The organism is Pseudacidovorax intermedius (assembly GCF_001476815.1).
Taxonomy (GTDB): Bacteria; Pseudomonadota; Gammaproteobacteria; order Burkholderiales; family Burkholderiaceae_C; genus Xenophilus; species Xenophilus intermedius_A.
The window spans coordinates 1-19997 of the sequence record NZ_LDSL01000109.1 but is presented as its reverse complement, the minus strand read 5'-3'; the positions used below and the strand labels follow the sequence as shown (position 1 = coordinate 19997).

Sequence of the window (19997 nt, the reverse complement as noted above, 5' to 3'; positions counted from 1 at the left end):
CCAGCCTCATCCGCCGCCCCGCCGTCCCTCTTTCCGAAGGAGCCCCCCATGAACGCCCCCGAGAACGTTTCCACCTTCGCCGCGCTTGCCGACCCGCGCGTCGACCCCAGCCGCGTCGTCCGCGCGCCCCGCGGCACCGATCTGTCGTGCAGGAACTGGCTGATCGAAGCCCCCTTCCGCATGCTGCAGAACAACCTCGACCCCGAGGTGGCCGAAAACCCCCAGGCCCTGGTCGTCTACGGCGGCATCGGCCGCGCTGCGCGCAACTGGGAATGCTTCGACGCCATCCTCGATTCGCTGAAAAAGCTGGGCGAGGACGAGACGCTGCTGGTGCAGTCCGGCAAGCCGGTGGGCGTGTTCAAGACGCATGCGGACGCGCCGCGGGTGCTGATCGCCAACTCCAACCTGGTGCCCAAGTGGGGGAACTGGGAGCACTTCCACGAGCTGGACCGCAAGGGCCTGTTCATGTACGGCCAGATGACCGCCGGCAGCTGGATCTACATCGGCAGCCAGGGCATCGTGCAGGGCACCTTCGAGACCTTCGTCGAGGCGGGGCGGCAGCATTACGGCAACGACCTGTCGGGGCGGTGGATCCTGACCGCCGGCCTGGGCGGCATGGGTGGCGCGCAGCCACTGGCGGCCACGCTGGCCGGCGCCTGCTCGCTGACCGTCGAATGCCAGCAGAGCAGCATCGACTTCCGCCTGCGCACCCGCTACGTGGACAAGCAGGCGAAGGACATCGACGACGCCCTGGCCCTCATCGCGCACCACACGGCGAAGAAGGAGGCCGTCTCCATCGCGCTGCTCGGCAATGCGGCCGAGGTGCTGCCCGAGCTGGTGCGCCGCGCCAAGGCCGGCGGGCCGAAGCCCGACCTGGTCACCGACCAGACCTCGGCCCACGATCTCATCCACGGCTACCTGCCCGCGGGCTGGAGCGTGCCGCAATGGCGCGCCGCCTCGCAGGACCCGGCGCAGCATGCCCGGCTCAAGCAGGCGGCCGCCGAAGGCTGCGCCATGCACGTGCAGGCCATGCTGGACTTCCAGGCCATGGGCATCCCGACGGTGGATTACGGCAACAACATCCGCCAGGTGGCCTTCGACCAGGGCGTGAAGAACGCCTTCGACTTCCCCGGCTTCGTGCCCGCCTACATCCGGCCGCTGTTCTGCGAGGGCAAGGGCCCCTTCCGCTGGGTGGCGCTGTCGGGTGACCCGGAGGACATCTACAAGACCGACGCGAAGATCAAGGAGTTGTTCCCGGAGAACAAGCACACCCACCGCTGGCTGGACATGGCGCGCGAGCGCATCGCCTTCCAGGGCCTGCCGGCGCGCATCTGCTGGCTGGGCCTGGGCGAGCGCCACGTCGCCGGCCTGGCCTTCAACGAGATGGTGAAGAAGGGCGAACTCAAGGCGCCCGTCGTCATCGGCCGCGACCACCTGGACACCGGCTCGGTCGCCAGCCCCAACCGCGAGACCGAGGGCATGAAGGACGGCACCGACGCGGTGAGCGACTGGCCGCTGCTCAACGCCCTGCTCAATACCGCCGGCGGCGCCACCTGGGTCAGCCTGCACCACGGCGGCGGCGTCGGCATGGGCTATTCGCAGCATGCCGGCATGGTGATCGTGTGCGACGGCAGCGAGGCCGCCGAGCGCCGCCTGGCGCGCGTGCTGGTCAACGACTGCGCCTCGGGCGTGATGCGCCATGCGGACGCCGGCTACGAGCTGGCCATCGCCACGGCGAAGAAGTTCGGGCTGACGCTGCCGATGGTGCGTTGAGCGACGAACCTGCCCTCCTTCTTAACCGTTCGCCGCATTAGCTCAGAGCCGATTCGCATGAGTGCGGCTCTACCATGAGGAATTCACCATGTCAGACGCCGAGATCCATCTCACTTATCTCAACCACCCCGACGTGCAGGCGCTGGCCATGACCGATGCCGAGATCGTGGCGGCGGTCGAGCAAGGCCTGCGCGCCCAGGGCCTGGGCCAGGCCACCATCGAGCCGCGCATGCACCTGGTGCCCGAAAAGGACTACCCGGGGCACTTCAACGTGCTGCGCGGCTATGTGCGCACCCTGGGCGCCCAGGGTGTGGCCGGCGTCAAGACGGTCGGCGACTTCTATCGCAACTACGAGCGCGGCCTGCCCTCGGAGCTGGCGATCCTCAACCTGTTCGATCCGAAGACCGGCGTGCCGCTGGCCATCATCGATGCCAGCGACATCACCGACATGCGCACGGGCGCGGTCACCGCCATCGGTGCCAAGCACCTGGCGCGCAAGGACTCGAAGGTGCTGGGCCACATCGGCGCGCGCGGCACCTCGTACTGGAACGTGCGGCTGCTCGATGCCATCTTCGACTTCGACGAGATCCGCGTGCATTCGCGCCGCCCCGAGAGCCGCGACGCCTTCGCGGCCCGCCTGGAACAGGACCTGGGCAAGAAGATCACCGTGACCGAGGATTGGGAGTCCACCGTGCGCGGGGCCGACATCGTGGTCGAGGCCTCGCGGCTGGAAAAGCCCGCGCCGCTGCTGAAGACCGAATGGATCAAGAAGGGCGCCTGCGTCATTCCCTACGGCACCAACAGCGCCGTCGAGCTGTCGCTCACGGACATCATGGACAAGATGGTGATGGACGACTGGGGCCAAGCCAAGGCCGGCCCCTTCGGCGCCCTGCGCGCCCACGTGGACAGCGGGCGCTTCCACGAAGGCAACCTGCATGCCGAGCTCGGGCAGATCGTGGCCGGCCTCAAGCCGGGCCGCGAGCGCGATGACGAGACCAACCTCTTCTGGCATCGCGGGCTGTCGCTGTCGGACATCGCGCTGGGCTCGGCCATGCTGGACAAGGCGCAGCGCCTGGGCATCGGCCAGCGCCTGCGCTACCGCTGAGCATGCGCCCATGACGGCCGCCGCCCCGGTCGCCAACGCGCGCATGTATTCGGCGACGCCGGAGACGGCCGCCGCGTGGAAGTCGCTGCTGACCTGGGTGCTGGCCCGCGCCGGCCTGGACTGGCCGGTGGTCGACTACCCGCCGCCCGCGCCGCTCAACGCCCTGTGGGCGCGGGACGACCTGGGCCTGGCCATGATGTGCGGGCTGCCCTTCGCGCAGCGCGATGCCGCGGGCGGTGCCGGCCGGCCGCAGCTCGTGGCCGCGCCCGTGCCCGCCCCGCCGCGCTACGCCGGCCGGCCCGTCTACTTCACCGACATCGTGGTGCGGGCGGACGCGCCCTTCCAGACGCTGGCAGACACCTTCGGCGGCACCGCGGGCTACACGCTGGCCGATTCGATGTCGGGCGGCGTGGCACTGCGCTGCCATCTCGCGGCGGCGCGTGCGGCCCGTGGCGCACGGCTCTACGCCCGCGCCGTGGGTGGCCTGATTCATGCACGTGGGGTGATCGAGGCCCTGGCGCGCGGCGCCATCGACGTGGGCCCGCTCGACAGCTACTACCACGACCTGCTGGTGCAGAACGCCCCCCACTTCGCCGCCCAGGTGCGCACCGTGGCCACGACCGCGGCCCGCCCCATTCCCCCGCTCGTGGCCACGGCCGGCCTGGACGGCTCCGTCATGGCCGCGCTGCGCGCCGCGCTTGCCGAGGTCGCCACCGAGCCGGCGCTGGCCGGCGAGCGGCACCGCCTGCGGCTGGCCGGCTTCGCCGTGCCACAGGCCGCCGACTATGCGCCCCTCGCCGCCATGGCCGCCGCGGACATTCCGTCCTTCGAGGAGCTCTGACCATGACGACACCCGCCGCCCGCGCCCCTTTCTGGGACCGCTACGAGCTGCCGACCGTCCTGCTCGGCCTGGTGCTGTATGCCGCGTGGCTGGCGCTGACCTGGTGGCATGCGGCCATTCCGGGTGTGCTGCTCTTCCTGGCCGGCGGCTACGTGACGCAGTGGCATTTCTCTCTCCAGCACGAAAGCATCCATGCGATGCGCCACTGGCCCGCCTCGCTGCGCACCGCTTTCGTGTGGCCGCCGCTGGGGCTGTGGATGCCCTATCCCCTCTACAACCGCAGCCACAGCACGCACCACGTCAACTTCTACATGACGCATCCGCAGCGCGACACCGAGAGCTACTACCAGCTGCAGGCCGCGTGGCCGCCCGCCGGCCGCTGGCAGCAGCGCCTGGTCATGCTCAACCAGACGCTGTGGTTCCGCCTGGTGTTCGGGCCCTTCGTGCGGCTGTGGAAGCTCGCGCGCAAGGAGACGCTGCGCGTGCGCAGCGGCGACCACAGCCACCTGCCCCACTGGGCCGTGCATGCCGTGGGCGTGGCCGTCATCCTGTGGTGGGTGATGGCGGTGTGCGGCATGCCGCTCTGGAAGTACCTGCTGTGCTTTGCCTGGCCGGGCATGTCGCTGGGCATGCTGCGCACCTTCACCGAGCACCGCTGGGGCGAGCGGCCGATGGAGCGCGTGGCCATCGTCGAGTCCAACACCCTGATGGGCGTGCTCTTCCTCTACAACAACCTGCACCTGGTGCATCACCGCCAGCCCACGCTGCCCTGGTACCGCATCGCCCGCCGCTGGCGCGACAACCGCGCGGAGATGCTGGCCACCAACCGCAACTTCTACTACCGCGGCTACCTGCAGATCGCCCGCCTGTTCATGTTCAGGCCGGTGTTCGATCCGCGCCATCCGCGCTGGTGAGCGTGCGCCTGCCGCACGCCTGCATGCCTTTGCCCTGCCCTGCGTCAGCACGGCGTTCTTCCCCGCTTTCCACCTCGTCTCTTCCACCCTTCCGGAGTCTTTGCATGAAACCCGTTCTTCGCCGCGTGCTCGCGGCGCTCGCGTCCGTGTGCCTCGTGGCCGCCGCAGCGGCTCAGGACTATCCGGCCAAGACCATCCACATCGTGGTGCCCTACCCGGCCGGCGGCATCGCCGACAAGATCGCCCGCGAGACGGCAGACGAACTCGGCCGCCGCTGGAAGCAGAGCGTGGTGGTGGACAACCGCGCCGGCGCGGCCGGCAACATCGGTTTCGACTGGGTCGCCCGCCAGCCCGCGGACGGCTACACGCTGCTGCTGGCGCCCGCCTCCAACCTCACCGTGCAGCCGGCGCTGTTCAAGAGCCTGTCGTACAACCTGGAGAAGGACTTCGCACCGGTGTCGCTGCTCGTGCTCACGCCGCAGGTGCTGCTGGTCAACCCCAGCGTGCCGGTGAACACGCCGAAGGAACTGGTGGACTATTCCAAGGCCAATCCCAAGCGGGTGAACTTCGGCGTGTCGATCGGCGCCTATTCGCACCTGGCGGGCGAGCTGCTCAAGGTGCAGACGGGCGCGGACTTCACGGCCATTCCGTACCAGGGTGCGGCACCGGCCATGAACGATCTGCTCGGCGGCCAGACCCAGTTCATCTTCAACGAGGTGGTCACGGCCATTCCCCACGTCAAGGCCGGCAAGCTCAAGCCGCTGGCCGTGGCCTACAAGACGCGCGCGCCCTGGCTGCCCAACGTGCCCACCTTTGCCGAAGCGGGCTATCCCGGCTTCGAAGTGACCTCGTGGTACGCCATGGTGGCGCGCAGCGGCACGCCCGGGCCGGTGATCGACAAGCTGGCGGCCGAGCTCAAGTCCATCATGCAGAGCCCCGAATTCAAGAAGCGCTACGACGAGATCGGCGCCTTCACCGTCGGCAGCACGCCCGAGGAGCTCGGCGACTTCATCCGCTCCGAAACCACCAAGTGGACGGCCGTGGTTAAGCAGGCGGGGATCCAGCCCAACTGAGGACGCCCCTCGACCAGCGGCGGGCCGGCACGCGGGCGCCACGCCAAAAAACCACCGCCCAGTCCCACCACGTGGGACCAGGTGGTGCACATCGCGATGGCTTTTTTTGATACTGGACGCATGGCCTCGCCTGCGCCCTCCGTTGCTGCTGCTGCCGCTGTTCCTGCCGCCGACCGCGTGCTGCAGGTGCTGGCCGTGCTGGCGCACCAGGGCCGGCCGCTCACGGCCGCCGAGCTGATCGCCCACACGGGCCTGACGCGCAGCACGCTCTACCGCCAGCTGGCGCGGCTGCGCCGCTGGGGCTTCGTGATCGAGCGCGAAGGCAGCTACGCGCCCGGGCCGCTCAGCCTGCAGATGGCGCTGGGCTTCGACCTGGCGTCCGAACTCATGCGCCAGGCCCGTCCCACCATGGAAGAGCTGGCGCGCCAGTCGCACGAGAGCGTGGGGCTGATCGTCGCCGTCAACGACCAGGCCATCTGCCTGGACATGGTCGAGAGCCAGCAGTCCCTGCGCTGTTCCTTCGAGAAGGGCCGCAGCGTACCGCTGCGCGCCGGCGCGTCCGCCAAATGCCTGCTGGCCCACCTGCCACCGGCCGCGCGCGCCGCGGTGCTCGATGCCCAGTACGGTGCCGGCACCGCCGAGCGCGCCGCCGCCGAGGCCGAGCTGGACGCCATCCGCCAGGCCGGCCATGCGCTGAGCGCCGGCGAGGTGGACGACGGCGTCTGGGGCTGCAGCGTGCCGCTGATGGGCGCCTCGCACTTGGCGGCCGGCGTGCTCACGCTCATGGCCCCGATCCTGCGTGCGCAGCACCAGGCGGCGGCGCTGGTGCAGATGACCGTGGTGGCCGGCGCCCGCATCTCGCGGCGGCTGCTGCTGCATTGACGGTCACCGTCCGGACCCTTCCGCGCCGCGTTCGCCTTCCGTCTTTCCCTGTCCTCCTTCATCCCCGTCCCGCTTCCATCGCAACTCCGGAGTGCTTCCATGATGTCCCGTCCCCTGCCCCGCCGCCTGCTGCTCGCCCTCGTCGGCACCCTCGCCCTTGCCGGTACCGCCGCCCATGCCGCCGAGCCGCTGCGCGTGGCCACCGATGCCACCTTTCCGCCCATGGAGTTCATCGAGAACGGCAAGCGCACCGGTTTCGACACCGAGATGGTCGAGGCCATCGGCAAGCAGCTGGGCCGGCCCATCGAATGGATCGACATCGACTTCAAGGGCCTGATCCCGGCGCTGGTCTCGCGCCGCGCCGACATGGCCGTCTCGGCCATCTACATCACCGACGAGCGCCGCAAGGTGGTCGACTTCACCGTGCCCTACTACGCCGGCGGCCTGGTGGTGATGACCAAGGCCGACAACACCACCGTCAAGTCGCCCGCCGACCTGGCCGGCCGCAAGGTGAGCGTGCAGGTGGGCACCAAGTCGGTGAGCTTCCTCAAGGAGAAGTACCCGCAGGCCCAGCTGATGGAGGTCGAGAAGAACCAGGAGATGTTCAACCTGGTGGAAGTCGGCCGCAGCGATGCCGCCGTCACCGGCAAGCCCGCCGCCTACCAGTACGTGCGCACCCGGCCCGGCCTCAAGGTGCTGCCCGAGCAACTGACCACCGAGGAATACGGCATGGCCATCCGCAAGGACACGCCCGAGCTGACCAAGGCCGTGAACGACGCGCTGGCGAAGATGAAGGCCGACGGCAGCTACGCGGCGATCGTCCAGAAGTGGTTCCCTGCGTCGAAATGAGGCACCCCCCATGCCGCTTCGCGGCTCCCCCCTCCCTTGCGTCTTCTGCTTGGAGGGGGGCGCACCCGCAGGCCTGGCGGAGCCAGTTCCTGGGGTGCCCTGGCGTGGCCTGCTCCGCGGCCATTGGACGCCTGCGGCATGCCGGTTTCATGCGATGCGGGCGGCGCGCAGCAACATGAAAACCTGACGGGACTTGATGATGGATCTGGACTTCTCGCCGGTGTGGGCCGGCTGGCCCGAGCTGCTGCGCGGCGCGCTGGTGACGGTGGAGATCACCGCCTGCGCGCTGCTGCTGGGCTGCATGCTGGGCCTGGCGGTGGGCATCGGCCGGCTGCGGCCGCAGCGGCGCTGGCTGTACGGTGTGTGCACCGCCTACGTGGCCGTGATCCGCGGCACGCCGCTGCTGGTGCAGCTGTTCATCCTGTTCTTCGGGCTGCCGCACTTCGGGCTGCTGCTGCCGGCCTTCCTGTGCGGCGTGCTGGGCCTGGGCGTGTACAGCGGCGCCTACGTGTCGGAGATCGTGCGCGGCGCCATCCAGTCCATCGACCGCGGCCAGACCATGGCCGCCCAGTCGCTGGGCATGACGCCGGGCCAGGCCATGCGCCACATCATCCTGCCGCAGGCGGTGGTGCGCATGATCCCGCCACTCGGCAACGAGTTCATCGCGCTGATCAAGAACTCGGCGCTAGTGTCGCTGCTTACCATCCACGACGTGATGCACGAGGGCCAGAAGATCATCAGCGTGTCCTACCGCTCGCTGGAGGTGTACCTCGCCATCGCGGCCGTGTACTTCGCCCTCACCGGCACGGTGACGCTGGTGCTGCGCCATTTCGAGCGCCGGCTGCGCCAAGGCGGCGTGCATTGAGATGAAACACCCCCCATGCCGCTTCGCGGCCCCCCCCTCCCTGGCGCCTTCGGCTTGGAGGGGGGCGCACCCAGAGGCCTGGCGAAGCCAGTTCCTCGGGTGCCCTGGCTTGGCCTGCTCCGCGGCCATTCGATCTTTATCGCCATGACGACCCTGCACACCTTCACCCTCGACCAGCTCCCCGCCATGCCGTGGAAGAACGGCGGCGGCCGCACGCGCGAGATCGCGTGCTGGCCGGCCGGCGCCGGGCTGGAGGACTTCGGCTGGCGCTGCTCGGTCGCCACCGTCGATGCCGACGGGCCGTTTTCCACCTTCCCCGGCATCGATCGCCGCATCCTGCTGCTGGCCGGCGACGGCCTGCACCTGACCGGCGAGGGCATCGACCACCGGCTGGACGTGCCGCTGCAGCCCTTCGCCTTTGCCGGCGAGGCGGCCATCGCCTGCAGCCGGCTGGGCGGCACCTCGACCGACTTCAACCTGATGACGCGGCGCGGCCGCTGGCAGGCCGAGCTGACGGTGCACGACGGCGCCGTGCGCCTGGCCGGCGCGCCGCACGGGCTGCTGCTGGCGGCCTCGGGCACTTGGCGCACCGGCGCGGCGGCGCCGCTCGATGCCGGCCAGGGCCTGTGGTGGGCCGACGCGGTGGGCCCGGCCGAAGCGGTGCCCGACGCGCAGGGCGGCGAGTCCCGCTTGATCGCCATCCGCCTGCTGCCCGCATGACCGCCCTGCCCTTCTCCCAACGGCCCAGCGCCGATGGCCTGTGGACCGGCCTGCGCGACAGCGACGGCCAGCCGCTGGCCCTGACGGTGGCCGACGGCCGCATCGCCTGGCTGGGCGCGCCCGAGGCGCTCCCCGCCGAGGCCGGTGCCCTGCCCCGCCACGACGGCGGCGGCGCGCTGGTCACGCCGGGCCTCGTCGACTGCCACACCCACCTGGTCTATGGCGGCCAGCGCGCCAACGAATTCGCCATGCGCCTGGCCGGCGCCAGCTATGAAGAGGTGGCGCGCGTCGGCGGCGGCATCGTCGCCACCGTGCGGGCCACGCGCGAGGCCAGCGAGGACGACCTGTTCGGCGCCGCCAGCGCCCGCCTCGCGCCGCTGCTGGCCGAGGGCGTGTGCGCCATCGAGATCAAGTCCGGCTACGGCCTGGCGCTGGAACACGAGCGCAAGCAGCTGCGCGTGGCCCGGCGCCTGGCCGCCGCGCATGGCGTGACGGTGCGCACCACCTTCCTCGGCGCCCACGCCCTGCCGCCCGAATACGCCGGCCGCAGCAGCGACTACATCGACCTCGTCTGCCGCGAGATGCTGCCCGCGCTCCACGCCGAGGGCCTGGTGGACGCGGTGGACGTGTTCTGCGAACGCATCGCCTTCTCGCTCGAAGAGACCGAGCGCGTGTTCCAGGCCGCGCAGGCGCTGGGCCTGCCGGTCAAGCTGCATGCCGAGCAGCTCAGCGACATGGGGGGCGCGGCGCTGGCGGCGCGCTACGGCGCGCTGTCGTGCGACCACATCGAGCACCTGTCGCCCGCCGGCATCGCGGCCATGGCGCAGTCCGGCACCGTGGCCGTGCTGCTGCCCGGCGCCTACTACACGCTGCGCGACACGCAGCGGCCGCCCATCGACGGCCTGCGTGCGGCCGGCGTGCCCATGGCCGTCTCCACCGACCACAACCCGGGCACCTCGCCCTGCCTGAGCCTGCTCTTGATGATGAACATGGCCTGCACCCTGTTCCGCCTGACGGTGCCCGAGGCACTGGCCGGCGTCACCACCCATGCCGCGCGGGCCCTGGGCCTCGCGGCCACGCACGGCGAGCTGGCCGTGGGCCGCGCCGCCGACTTCGTGCTGTGGAACGTGCAGGAGGCCGCCGAGCTGGCCTACTGGTTCGGCCAGCGCCCCGTGCGCTGCGTGGTCCGACAAGGCCGGATCGCGGAGGGCGCGCTGTGACGGCGCGCAGCCTCTTCGCCGACCATGCCCTGCTGCCCGGCGGCTGGGCGCGCGACGTGCGCCTGGACTGGGACGCCACCGGCCGCCTCACCGCCGTGCAGCCCGGCGCCACCGCCACGCGCGGCATTCCGCGTGCCGAAGGTCCCGTGCTGCCCGGCATGCCCAACCTGCATTCGCATGCCTTCCAGCGCGGCATGGCGGGCCTGACCGAATACCGTGCCGAGGCGCAGGACAGCTTCTGGAGCTGGCGCAGCCTCATGTACCGCTTCGCGCTGCGCCTCAGCCCGGCGCAGCTGGAGGCCATCGCCTTCGGCCTTTACGTCGACATGCTGGAGGCCGGCTACACGTCGGTGTGCGAGTTCCACTACGTGCACCACGACACCGACGGCCACCCTTACGCCGACGATGCCGAGCTGGCCCGCGCCCTGCTGCGCGCCGCCGCCCGCGCCGGCATCGGCCTGACGCTGCTGCCGGTGCTCTACCAGACCAGCGGCTTCGGCGGCGCCGCGCCGGCCGAGGGCCAGCGGCGCTTCATCCGCAGCACCGACTCGATGCTGCGCCTGCTCGACGCCCTGCGCCCCGCCTGCGACGCGCAAGGCGCGCGCCTGGGCCTCGCGCCGCATTCGCTGCGCGCCGTCCCGCCCGAGGCGTTGCGCGACGCGCTGGCCGGCCTGGCCGCGCAGGACGCGACGGCGCCCATCCACATCCACATCGCCGAGCAGACCCAGGAGGTGGACGACTGCCTCACCTGGAGCGGCCAGCGCCCCGTCGCCTGGCTGCTGGACCATGCGCCGGTCGACGCCCGTTGGTGCCTGGTGCATGCCACCCACATGGACGCCGACGAGTACCGCCGCGCCGCGGCCACCGGCGCTGTGGCCGGCCTGTGCCCCACCACCGAGGCCAACCTGGGCGACGGCCTGTTCGACCTGCCGCAATGGACCCAGGGCCGGGGCGCCTGGGGCGTCGGCTCCGACAGCCATGCCTGCGTCGATGTGGCCGAGGAGCTGCTGATGCTGGAATACGGCCAGCGGCTGATCCGCCGCCAGCGCAACGTGGCCGCCACCGCCGCGCAGCCGGAGGTCGCCACTGCCATGTGGCTCGCGGCCGTGGCCGGCGGCGCGCAGGCGTCGGGGCGCGACCTGGGCGGACTGGCCACCGGCCAGCAGGCGGACCTGGTGGTGCTGGATGCCGCGCATCCGGTGCTGGCCGGGCTGGAGGGTCCGCAGATGCTGTCGGCCCATGTCTTCGCCGCCGGGCGCCAGCGGCCGCTTGCGCAGGTCCGCGTGGCCGGCCGCATCGCCGTGGAGGCCGGCGCGCACCCGCTGCGGGCGGAAGCCCAGCGGGGCTTCGTGCAGGCCCGACGCGAGCTGCTGACCGGTGGGGCATGATCGAGCCTGACTGGCGCCCCTCTCCCCTCGCGGGAGAGGGGTTGGGGAGAGGGGGCTGCGCCACCGCAACGCGCGCTAGCCGTGCAAGCGCTGCGGCCCCCTCTCCCCGGCCCTCTCCCGCGAGGGGAGAGGGAGCGAGACCGCGCGGCCAGCGACGCGCGCCGGACGTCCATGCGGCATCACCGCTACCCCCCGGCATGAAGCCGATCCCCGCATGACCGCTGCCCTACCGAAAGCCCCGCCATGACCCCCTTCACCACCACCGAACCGCCCTTCCGCTTCCGCCAGGGCACGCGGCCGCTGCTGATCTCCATGCCGCACGTCGGCACCCACGTGCCCCCCGCCCTGGCCGCGCGCCTGACCGCCGAGGCCCGCCAGGTGCCCGACACCGACTGGCACCTGGAGCGGCTCTACGACTTCGCCGACGCGCTCGGCGCCTCGGTGCTGGTGGCCACGCACTCGCGCTACGTCATCGACCTGAACCGGCCGCCGGACGGCGCCAGCCTGTATCCGGGCCAGAGCGTCACCGGCCTGTGCCCCGTCGACACCTTCGACGACACGCCGCTGTACGCCGACCCGGCCGACGTGCCCGGCGAGGCCGAAATCGCCGCCCGCCGCACGGCGATCTGGGCGCCCTACCACGCCAGGCTGGCCGAGGAACTCGCACGCATCCGCGCCGCTCACGGCGTCGCCATGCTGTGGGACGCGCACTCCATCCGTTCGGTGCTGCCGCGCTTCTTCGAAGGCACCCTGCCCGACCTCAACCTGGGCACCGCCCAGGGCGCGGCCTGCGACCCCCAACTGGCCGAGCGCCTGCTGGCCATCGCCCGCGCCGACAGCGCCCACACCAGCGTGCTCAACGGCCGTTTCACCGGCGGCTACATCACGCGCCACCACGGCCAGCCGGCACGGGGCGTGCATGCGGTGCAGCTCGAAATGACCCAGCGCAGCTACATGCAGGAACAGCTTCCCTTCGACTACCTCCCCGACGTGGCCGCCCGTGTGCAGCCCACCGTGCGCCGCATGCTGGAGGCCGTGCTGGCCTTCGCCGACGGGAGCCCGTCGTGATCGAGGCCAGCGCCATGCGTCCGCCGGCCGGTGCTGGCGCCCTGCGCCGTCCGGGCCCGGCCGTTGCCGCCCCGGTCCCTTCGTTCGCACGGGCGCGGATGCCGCACGCGTCGCGCAGGGGTCGCCCATGAGCGCCGCCTTCCTCGCCGCCCTGGCCGACGCCCTCGGCCCCGACGCCGTCACCCCCGGCGACGCCGTGCCCGAACGCCACCTGGCCGACTGGAGCGGCCTGCCGCCCGTGCGCCCGCTGGCCCTGCTGCGCCCGCGCAGCACCGAGGCCGTGTCGGCCGCGCTGCGCCTGTGCAGCCAGCACCGCGTGCCCGTCGTGCCCCAGGGCGGCCTCACCGGCCTGGCCGGCGCCGCCATGCCGGTCGAAGGCGCGGTCGCCCTGTCGCTGGAACGCATGAATGCCATCGAGTCGGTCGATGCCGCCACGCGCACCCTCACCGCCCAGGCCGGCGCGACCATCCAGGCCGTGCAGGAGGCCGCCACCGACGCGGGCCTGCGCTTCGGCGTGGACTTCGGCGCCCGCGGCTCGGCCCAGGTGGGCGGCGCGCTGGCCACCAATGCCGGCGGCAACGGCGTGCTGCAGTTCGGCATGATGCGCGAGCAGCTTCTGGGCCTGGAGGCCGTGCTGCCCGACGGCCGGGTGCTGCCCATGCTGCGGCCCATGCAGAAGAACAACACCGGCTACGACCTCAAGCAGTTCTTCGTCGGCGCCGAAGGCACGCTGGGCGTGGTCACCCGCGCCCTGTTCCGCCTGCACCCGGCGCCGCGCGCCCGCGCCACGCTGCTGGCCGCCCTGCCCGACTACGACGCCGCCCTGGCCCTGCTGGGCCGGCTGCAGTCCCGTTTCGCCGGCGGCGTCGCGGCCTTCGAGCTCATGTGGCGCGACTTCGTCGTCGCCTCCATGGCCTGGCAGCAGCTGCGCGAGCCCTTCGACACGGCCCATCCGCTGATCGCCCTGGTCGACCTGGACGGCGGCAGCGAGGCCGCGCTGCAGGCCGAACTGGAAGAAGCCCTGGCCGAGGCGATGGACGCCGGCCTGGTGGTCGATGCCGCCCTGGCCCAGTCGCAGGCCCAGGCGGCGGCCTTCTGGAAGATCCGCGAAGCCACCGCCGAGCTGCCGGCCAACATGCAGCCGCCGGTCAACTTCGACGTCAGCCTGCCCATGGCGCAGATCGGCCGCTTCGTCGACGAATGCCGCGCCGCGCTCCAGGCGCGCTGGCCCGGCCACACCAGCGTGTTCTTCGGCCACATCGGCGACAGCAACCTGCATCTTTCGATCGACGGCGCCACCATCGGCGGCCACGACGAGGCGGCCGAAGCGCTGGTCTACGGCCTGGTCGGCCGCTTCGCCGGCAGCGTCTCGGCCGAGCACGGCATCGGCCTGCACAAGAAGCCCTACCTGGGCGCCAGCCGCACGCCCGACGAGCTGGATGCCATGCGCGCCATCAAGGCCGCGCTCGATCCGCTGGGGCTGATGAATCCGGGCAAGGTGTTCTGAGCGACTGGTTCTGAGCGGCCGGGGGGCCGGCCCGCTCAGAAGGTGTGAATGAATCCGGCGTGGCCGAGCGGGCTGCCAAAACGCGGCCAATCCAGGCGCAAAGCGCAGCCATAGCTCGGGCTATGGCGAGCATTTGCAACGCAGAGTGGGCGTGTTTTGGCAGGACGAGCGGGCATGGCGGGCTCGTTCACACCTTCTCAGCCCGGCGCCGGCTCGCGCCGCACCGGCCAGTCCAGCCGCACCCGCGTGCCCAGGCCCGGCGCGGCCTCCACCGCCAGCGTCGCTCCGATGGACGCGGCGCGGCTGCGCATGTTGGCCAGGCCGTGGCCGCCCCGCGCCGTGCCGGGCGCGAAGCCGGCGCCGTCGTCCGCCAGCACGATCTGCACGCGCTCGGGCGGGCCCACGTCCCAGTGGGCGCTCAGGCGGATGCGGCGCGCCTGCGCATGCCGCAGCACGTTGGTGAAGCCCTCCAGCAGGATGCGCTGGATCTGCATGGCCGACTGCGGCGTCACGTCGGCGCGCGGCGGCAGGCTGTCCACTTCCCATTCCAGTGCCAGCCCGGCGGCCTCCAGGCGCGGCTGCAGGCGGTAGCGCAGCGTGGCCAGCACCACGGTGAGGTCGCCCTCCAGCGGCTGCAGCGAATCGACGGCCACGCGCATCTCGTCCAGCGCCATCTTGACCTGGGCGGCCACCACCTCGGGGTCGGCGCCGGGCCGGCTCACCATGTTGAGCAGGCCCACCAGCTGCGAGCCGACGCCGTCGTGGATCTCCTGCATGATGCGCTGGCGCTCCAGCAGCACCGCCTGCTGCTGGCGCTGGGCATGCAGCGAGTCCAGCGCCTCGGTGAGCTGGCGCTCGCGCTCGGCCACGCGGTGGTCCAGCGAGCGGGCCAGGTCGCGGTAGGCATGCACCGAACGGCTGTAGCGCGCCATCACCAGCGCCGCCAGGACGAGCATGAAGCCGAATATCGCGTGCGGCAGCAGCGGCACCGATGCCACGTCGGCCACGCCCAGGTGCGCGTGCAGCAGGTCGTGCAGGCCGGCGGCCAGCGTGGCGGCGGCCGCGGCCAGGAGCGTCCAGGCACCGAAGGCACGGCGGTAGACCGCCTGGCGGACGACCTCGGCCAGGCAGGCGAGCACGGTGAGCGCGAGCAGCCCCTTCGCCACGACGTTCAGCAAGGGCTGGTGCAGCGCCAGTCCCAGGCCCGCCAGCAGGGCGGCCGGCACGCCCCCGACCAGGACGGCGCACCGCAGCCGGGCCGACGGCGGCCGGATGGCCAGCACGGCGGAATAGGCCATGGCGACCAGGTGGGCCACGCAGGTCATGACCGTCAGCGCGTCCCAGAGCGGCCAGCCGGGTGGCATCGGCAGGCCGCTCTGGTCGAGGTTGCGCACCACGCCGGTCAGCGCGGCCAGGGCGAAGGCCCGGTAGAGCGGGTCCCGCTGGTGCCACCACAGCCCGGCCGCCAGGCCCGCCATGAGCAGCATGCCGGCGGCATAGACCAGGGCGGCGCCGTTGCGCCAGAGCCGCTCGTGGTCGTAGAGCGGCTCGATGTCGTCCAGCGGCCCCCAGCGCACGGCGGACATGCCGCCGTCGCGCTGCGGCTGGCAGCTGAGTTCGACGCGCAGCAGCAGCGTGTCGCCGACGCCGCCGGCCAACTCGGGCGGCAGGCGCACCAGCCGGGGGCCGCGGGCGGCGTCGGTGTCGGGATCGTCCAGCTCGCCCCACTGGGCGACCAGTTCGTCGTTGATGTAGACCGCTGCCTGGTTGCCCAGCGCCTCGAAGAGCAGGCCGTAGGGCCGCTCGGCGTCCGCGGCCGGCCGTGCCGGCAGGCGCAGGGTGAGCGTGGCGCGGCCGCCGTCGCGGGTGGACTGCGCCTGCCAGCGGAAGGGCAGCTCCACCGGCCGCGGCAGCCGGGGCGGCTGGCCGTCCACCTGCACCGCGGCGTCGGCGCTGTGCAGCGTGTGGATGGCCGGCGCCCGCGCAGCCGGGGCGGCCTGCGCGGCCAGCAGCAAGGCGGCCGCCAGAAGTGGCAGCAGCAGCGCACGCAGAAGAAGTCGCAGGCCCGGCAGCACGCCTTCTCAGCGTTTCATGGCGCGGCGTTGGGCCATCACGCCGCATGAAGCCGGCACGGGCGCTGCCTTTTCTTTTCTCAAGGCAGGAGACCCAGGTCGCGGGCCTCGTAGATGGCCTCGGACTTGTTGTGCACGTCCAGCTTGCCGTAGATGTTGCGCACGTGCGTCTGCACCGTGGTGACCGAGACGCCGATGCGCTGGGCCGTCTCGGCGTAGGTGAAGCCGCGGGAGATGAGGTCCAGCACCTCGAATTCGCGCGGCGACAGGCGCTCGGCCACCAGCGCGGGGCCGGGCTCGCGCGCGTCGCGGGCGTCCCGGCTGTCGCGCGTGCCGCGCGGCGGCGCCGGCGGGGGCGTGACGCCCGCCTGCTGCCAGCGCCGCAGCAGCTGCCGGGCGATGATGGGCGACATGGGCGAGCCGCCCGCCTGCAGCGAGCGGATGTGCAGGGCCAGGTCGCTTTCGGTGCCGTCCTTGAGCAGGTAGCCGCTGGCGCCGGCCTCGAAGGCCTGCACCATGTTGGCCTCGTCGCCGAAGATGGTGATGACCATCACCGCGCAGTCGGGCTGCAACTGGCGGCAGGCGCGGATCACGTCCAGGCCCGACTGGTCGGGCAGGCCCAGGTCCACCAGCAGCACCTCGATCGGATGCTGCGGCAGCCAGTCGAGGATCTCGCCGGCGCTGGCCGCCTCGCGCACCAGGGCCAGGTCGGCATGGCCGGCCACCACGTGGGCGATGCGCGCGCGCATGCCGGCGTCGTCCTCCACCAGGGCCACGCGGGCGGCGCGGGGCGCCAGGGTCAGCGGGTGCTCGTCATTGCCCACGCACGGCGCGCCGGCAACGGCGAAAAAGCGGTGCGCTGGAGGCGCCGCGGGTCAGGGGAAGCGTCGGATGCATCGTGAAGGCGCGGGGGTACACGAAAGTTTCCACCTTTGTTGACGATGTGACTTTCCCATAAACGAACGAGGCCGGCGAGGGGGATGGATCAATCGGCCGCCATCAGGCCGCTGGCGCGCAGCACGCGCCGCTGCACGGCCTGGCGCAGCACGCGCGCGCCGCTGCCGGCCGGCGCCACGTGGGTGAACCAGCGCCGCGCGCGGGTGATGCCGGTGTAGACCAGCTCGCGCGTGAGCACCGGGCTGGCGGTGGGCGGCAGCAGCAGGGCGGTGTGCTCAAACTCCGAGCCCTGGGACTTGTGCACCGTCATGGCGAAGACGGTCTCCACCGCCTGCAGCCGCGCCGGCAGGGCCCAGCGCACGCCGCCCGCGCCGTCGGCGCTGGCGAAGGCCACGCGCAGGGCGGTGCCGGCCTCGGGCAGCGGCCGGCCGCTGGCGTCGTCGAAGCGGGCGGGCAGCTGCAGCGTGAGGCCCACGTCGCCGTTCATGAGGCCGAGCGCGGGGTCGTTGCGGGTGACCAGCACCGGCCGGCCGGCATACCAGCCCTGGGTGGCGGCGATCCAGCCTTCGGCCTGGAGCAGTTCGGCGATAGCGGCGTTCAGGGCCGTCACGCCCCAGGGGCCTTCGCGCAGGGCGCACAGCAGCTGGAAGCGGGCGCCGGCCCGAAGCAGGGCGGCGGCCCAGGCGTCCCAGGCGGCGCGGGGCGCGTCGGAGGCCGGGCGCTCGTCGTGCACGCGGCGCAGCCAGTGGGCGGGGCCGACCGGGCGCGGCGCGGCGGGGTCGTCGTCATCGGCCAGCAGCAGGGCGCGCAGGGCGTCGTCCTGGGCCAGCGCACCCGCCCCGGCGGCGAGCCGGCAGCGGCGCAGGTCGGGCAGGCCGCGGCCGAACAGCGCGAGCGCTTCCTCCGCCTCGCCCGCGTTGACGGCCGCCGCCAGCTGGCCGATGCCGCTGCCGGCATGGAAGCGGCGGCTCACGCGCAGCATGGCGATGGCCTGGTCCAGCGGCTGGCCGCGGGCGTCCTGCAGCGCGGCGGGCGGCACCTGGCCGGTGGCGGCCTGCAGCCAGGCGACGGTGGCGGCGTCGTAATGGCCGTCCTGGGCACGGCTGCACAGCTCGCCCAGCACGGCGCCGGCCTCGACCGAGGCGAGCTGGTCCTTGTCGCCCAGCAGCACCAGCCGCGCCTGAGGCGGCAGGGCGTCGAGCAGGGCGGCCATCATTTCCAGGTCGACCATGGAGGCCTCGTCCACCACCAGCACGTCCAGCGGCAGCGGATGGCCGGCGTGGTGGCGCAGGCGGCGGGTGTCGGGGCGGCTGCCGAGCAGGCGGTGCAGGGTGCGGGCGTCGGCCGGCACCTCGGCGCGCAGGCCGGTGCCGCCGGGCAGGCCGTCCCAGGGCAGCTGGTCGAGGGCGCCGCGGATGGATTCGGTGAGCCGCGCGGCGGCCTTGCCGGTGGGCGCGGCCAGCTGGATGCGCAGCGGGCGGCCCGGCGCGCCGGCCGCGCCGTCGGGGCCGAGGCCCGCATCGGTGGCATCCGGCGCGCCGGCCGCGCCGGGCTGGGGCGCGTCGCCGCCGTGGATCGCCATCGACTGCAGCAGCGCCAGCAGCCGCACCACGGTGGTCGTCTTGCCGGTGCCCGGACCGCCGGTGATGACGGCGAAGCGCTGGCGCAGGGCGAGGGCGCAGGCCATCTTCTGCCAGTCGGGCGTGCCGTCGCCGGCGCCGAAGAGCCGGTCGAGCACGGGGCGGATGCGCGCGGCCGGCGCCACGGGCGCGGGGGCCAGGCGGGCCTCGATGCGGGCGCGCACCTGCTGCTCGTACTGCCAGTAGCGCCGCAGGTACAGGCGCGGCCCCCGCAGCACCAGCGGCGTGGCGCCTTCGGCGTCGCCGCCGCGGCCGCACAGGCGGCTGGCCGCCAGGGCGTCGCGCCAGGCGGCCAGGCGCAGCGGCTGCAGCCAGCGCTGCGGACCGTCGCCCACCGCGGCGGCGCTGGCGGTGTCGGGCGGCAGCGAGAGGCTGTGGCGGCCGTCGGCCAGGGTGGCCTGCAGGTCCAGGCAGACGTGGCCGCGGCCCAGCTGGTGGCTGGCGAGGGCGGCGGCCAGCAGCAGCTCGGCGCCCGCCTCTGGATCGCGCTGCAGGCAGAAGAGGGCGAAGCTGCGGTCCAGCTCGCGCAGCCAGCCCTGCTGCACCCAGCGGTCCAGGTCGGCCAGCAGGGCGGCGCGCCGCTGGTCGGCGGCGGCGTCGGCGGGCTGGTCGTCGAACAGGTCGGGGGTGGCGGGCACGGCCGCGGTCTGCCCGGCACCGGTGGGGCGGTTCATTCGGACTCGCTTTCGTCGGGGCCGCGCAGCAGCGCGTCGAGTTGCTCGATCAGCGCGCGCGGCGGGCGCACGGCCCAGATGCCGTGGCCGGGCGCATCGGCCCCGCGCAGGTAGACGGTGAGGGCGCCGCCCAGGTGCGTGTCGGGGTCGTAGCCGGGCAGGCGGCTGCGCAGCAGGCGGTGCAGGGCCAGGGCGTAGAGGGCGGCCTGCACGTCGTAGCGGTGGGCGAGCAGCGAGGCCTGCAGGGCCGCCTCGCCGTAGGCCGCGTCGTCCGGGCCCAGCCAGTTGGACTTGTAGTCGGCCACCCACCAGCGGCCCTGGTGTTCGAAGACCAGGTCCATGAAGCCCTTGAGCATGCCGGCGAGCTGCGTCGGCGGTAGGGCGGGGCGCGGCTGGCCGGGCAGCAGGTGCCGCTGCACCAGCGCGTCGATGCTGCGCGCGTCGGCGCGGTGCACCGGCATCCAGAACTCCATCTCGGACTTCGGCCCCGCCAGGCCGGCCAGCGTGGC

At 72.7% G+C, this 19997-nt stretch carries 17 protein-coding genes; 13 read left to right on the top strand and 4 right to left on the bottom strand.

Annotated features, from left to right (window positions below):
• The first annotated feature begins 48 nt into the window (after positions 1 to 48).
• The 13 genes from hutU (at position 49) to NS331_RS16830 (ending at position 14205) form a co-directional block, all read left to right on the top strand.
• A complete protein-coding gene (hutU, locus tag NS331_RS16890) occupies positions 49 to 1773 on the top strand; it encodes a urocanate hydratase (protein WP_058643128.1) in 1725 nt (574 codons plus the stop codon).
• A gap of 88 nt (positions 1774 to 1861) precedes the next feature.
• A complete protein-coding gene (locus NS331_RS16885) occupies positions 1862 to 2878 on the top strand; it encodes an ornithine cyclodeaminase family protein (RefSeq protein WP_058643127.1) in 1017 nt (338 codons plus the stop codon).
• A 10-nt stretch (positions 2879 to 2888) separates the two neighbouring features.
• Positions 2889 to 3719 (top strand): phosphate/phosphite/phosphonate ABC transporter substrate-binding protein, encoded by an 831-nt coding sequence (locus NS331_RS16880; RefSeq protein WP_058643126.1) that lies wholly within the window; start codon positions 2889 to 2891, stop codon positions 3717 to 3719.
• 2 nt (positions 3720 to 3721) lie between these two features.
• A complete protein-coding gene (locus tag NS331_RS16875) occupies positions 3722 to 4633 on the top strand; it encodes a fatty acid desaturase (protein ID WP_058643125.1) in 912 nt (303 codons plus the stop codon).
• Positions 4634 to 4737: 104 nt separating this feature from the next.
• The gene (locus tag NS331_RS16870) at positions 4738 to 5706 is read left to right on the top strand and encodes a Bug family tripartite tricarboxylate transporter substrate binding protein (protein WP_058643124.1); all 969 of its coding nucleotides are present in this window, start codon (positions 4738 to 4740) and stop codon (positions 5704 to 5706) included.
• A gap of 120 nt (positions 5707 to 5826) precedes the next feature.
• A complete protein-coding gene (locus NS331_RS16865) occupies positions 5827 to 6588 on the top strand; it encodes an IclR family transcriptional regulator (RefSeq protein WP_153012904.1) in 762 nt (253 codons plus the stop codon).
• A gap of 99 nt (positions 6589 to 6687) precedes the next feature.
• Positions 6688 to 7437 (top strand): transporter substrate-binding domain-containing protein, encoded by a 750-nt coding sequence (locus NS331_RS16860; protein ID WP_058643123.1) that lies wholly within the window; start codon positions 6688 to 6690, stop codon positions 7435 to 7437.
• A gap of 199 nt (positions 7438 to 7636) precedes the next feature.
• Entirely contained in the window at positions 7637 to 8302 is a 666-nt protein-coding gene (locus NS331_RS16855; protein ID WP_058643137.1) for an amino acid ABC transporter permease, read from the top strand.
• 144 nt (positions 8303 to 8446) lie between these two features.
• Positions 8447 to 9022, top strand: a complete 576-nt coding sequence (locus NS331_RS16850; RefSeq protein ID WP_058643136.1) for a HutD/Ves family protein — start codon at positions 8447 to 8449, stop codon at positions 9020 to 9022.
• On the top strand, positions 9019 to 10242 hold the full coding sequence (gene hutI / locus NS331_RS16845) for an imidazolonepropionase (protein WP_058643122.1): 1224 nt from the start codon (positions 9019 to 9021) through the stop codon (positions 10240 to 10242). Before NS331_RS16850 ends, hutI begins: the two co-directional genes overlap by 4 nt.
• Entirely contained in the window at positions 10239 to 11630 is a 1392-nt protein-coding gene (locus NS331_RS16840) for a formimidoylglutamate deiminase (protein ID WP_058643121.1), read from the top strand. Before hutI ends, NS331_RS16840 begins: the two co-directional genes overlap by 4 nt.
• A gap of 243 nt (positions 11631 to 11873) precedes the next feature.
• Positions 11874 to 12698, top strand: coding sequence for an N-formylglutamate deformylase (gene hutG / locus NS331_RS16835; RefSeq protein WP_058643120.1), 825 nt, complete (start codon positions 11874 to 11876; stop codon positions 12696 to 12698).
• A 127-nt stretch (positions 12699 to 12825) separates the two neighbouring features.
• Positions 12826 to 14205 carry an FAD-binding oxidoreductase gene (locus NS331_RS16830; protein ID WP_058643119.1) on the top strand — a complete coding sequence of 460 codons (1380 nt, stop codon included), beginning with the start codon at positions 12826 to 12828 and terminating at the stop codon, positions 14203 to 14205.
• Positions 14206 to 14402: 197 nt separating this feature from the next.
• Here NS331_RS16830 and NS331_RS16825 read toward each other — a convergent pair whose 3' ends face one another.
• The 4 genes from NS331_RS16825 to NS331_RS16810 all read right to left on the bottom strand — a co-directional run.
• Positions 14403 to 16280: a sensor histidine kinase gene (locus NS331_RS16825; RefSeq protein WP_058643118.1), complete on the bottom strand. Its 1878-nt coding sequence runs from the start codon at positions 16278 to 16280 to the stop codon at positions 14403 to 14405.
• Positions 16281 to 16357: 77 nt separating this feature from the next.
• A complete protein-coding gene (locus NS331_RS16820; RefSeq protein WP_242873795.1) occupies positions 16358 to 17101 on the bottom strand; it encodes a response regulator in 744 nt (247 codons plus the stop codon).
• A gap of 161 nt (positions 17102 to 17262) precedes the next feature.
• On the bottom strand, positions 17263 to 19488 hold the full coding sequence (recD, locus tag NS331_RS16815) for an exodeoxyribonuclease V subunit alpha (protein WP_082702565.1): 2226 nt from the start codon (positions 19486 to 19488) through the stop codon (positions 17263 to 17265).
• Positions 19485 to 19997: PD-(D/E)XK nuclease family protein (locus NS331_RS16810; RefSeq protein ID WP_193758139.1), on the bottom strand; the 513-nt coding region annotated here is incomplete at its 5' end. The genes recD and NS331_RS16810, both read right to left, overlap by 4 nt.

Bases quoted from the DNA above. Each gene is read 5' to 3' on its own strand.
- hutU (WP_058643128.1), top strand. From the start codon at position 49: ATGAACGCCCCCGAGAACGTTTCCACCTTCGCCGCGCTTGCCGACCCG.
- NS331_RS16885 (WP_058643127.1), top strand. From the start codon at position 1,862: ATGTCAGACGCCGAGATCCATCTCACTTATCTCAACCACCCCGACGTG.
- NS331_RS16880 (WP_058643126.1), top strand. From the start codon at position 2,889: ATGACGGCCGCCGCCCCGGTCGCCAACGCGCGCATGTATTCGGCGACG.
- NS331_RS16875 (WP_058643125.1), top strand. From the start codon at position 3,722: ATGACGACACCCGCCGCCCGCGCCCCTTTCTGGGACCGCTACGAGCTG.
- NS331_RS16870 (WP_058643124.1), top strand. From the start codon at position 4,738: ATGAAACCCGTTCTTCGCCGCGTGCTCGCGGCGCTCGCGTCCGTGTGC.
- NS331_RS16865 (WP_153012904.1), top strand. From the start codon at position 5,827: ATGGCCTCGCCTGCGCCCTCCGTTGCTGCTGCTGCCGCTGTTCCTGCC.
- NS331_RS16860 (WP_058643123.1), top strand. From the start codon at position 6,688: ATGATGTCCCGTCCCCTGCCCCGCCGCCTGCTGCTCGCCCTCGTCGGC.
- NS331_RS16855 (WP_058643137.1), top strand. From the start codon at position 7,637: ATGGATCTGGACTTCTCGCCGGTGTGGGCCGGCTGGCCCGAGCTGCTG.
- NS331_RS16850 (WP_058643136.1), top strand. From the start codon at position 8,447: ATGACGACCCTGCACACCTTCACCCTCGACCAGCTCCCCGCCATGCCG.
- hutI (WP_058643122.1), top strand. From the start codon at position 9,019: ATGACCGCCCTGCCCTTCTCCCAACGGCCCAGCGCCGATGGCCTGTGG.
- hutG (WP_058643120.1), top strand. From the start codon at position 11,874: ATGACCCCCTTCACCACCACCGAACCGCCCTTCCGCTTCCGCCAGGGC.
- NS331_RS16830 (WP_058643119.1), top strand. From the start codon at position 12,826: ATGAGCGCCGCCTTCCTCGCCGCCCTGGCCGACGCCCTCGGCCCCGAC.
- recD (WP_082702565.1), bottom strand. From the start codon at position 19,488: ATGAACCGCCCCACCGGTGCCGGGCAGACCGCGGCCGTGCCCGCCACC.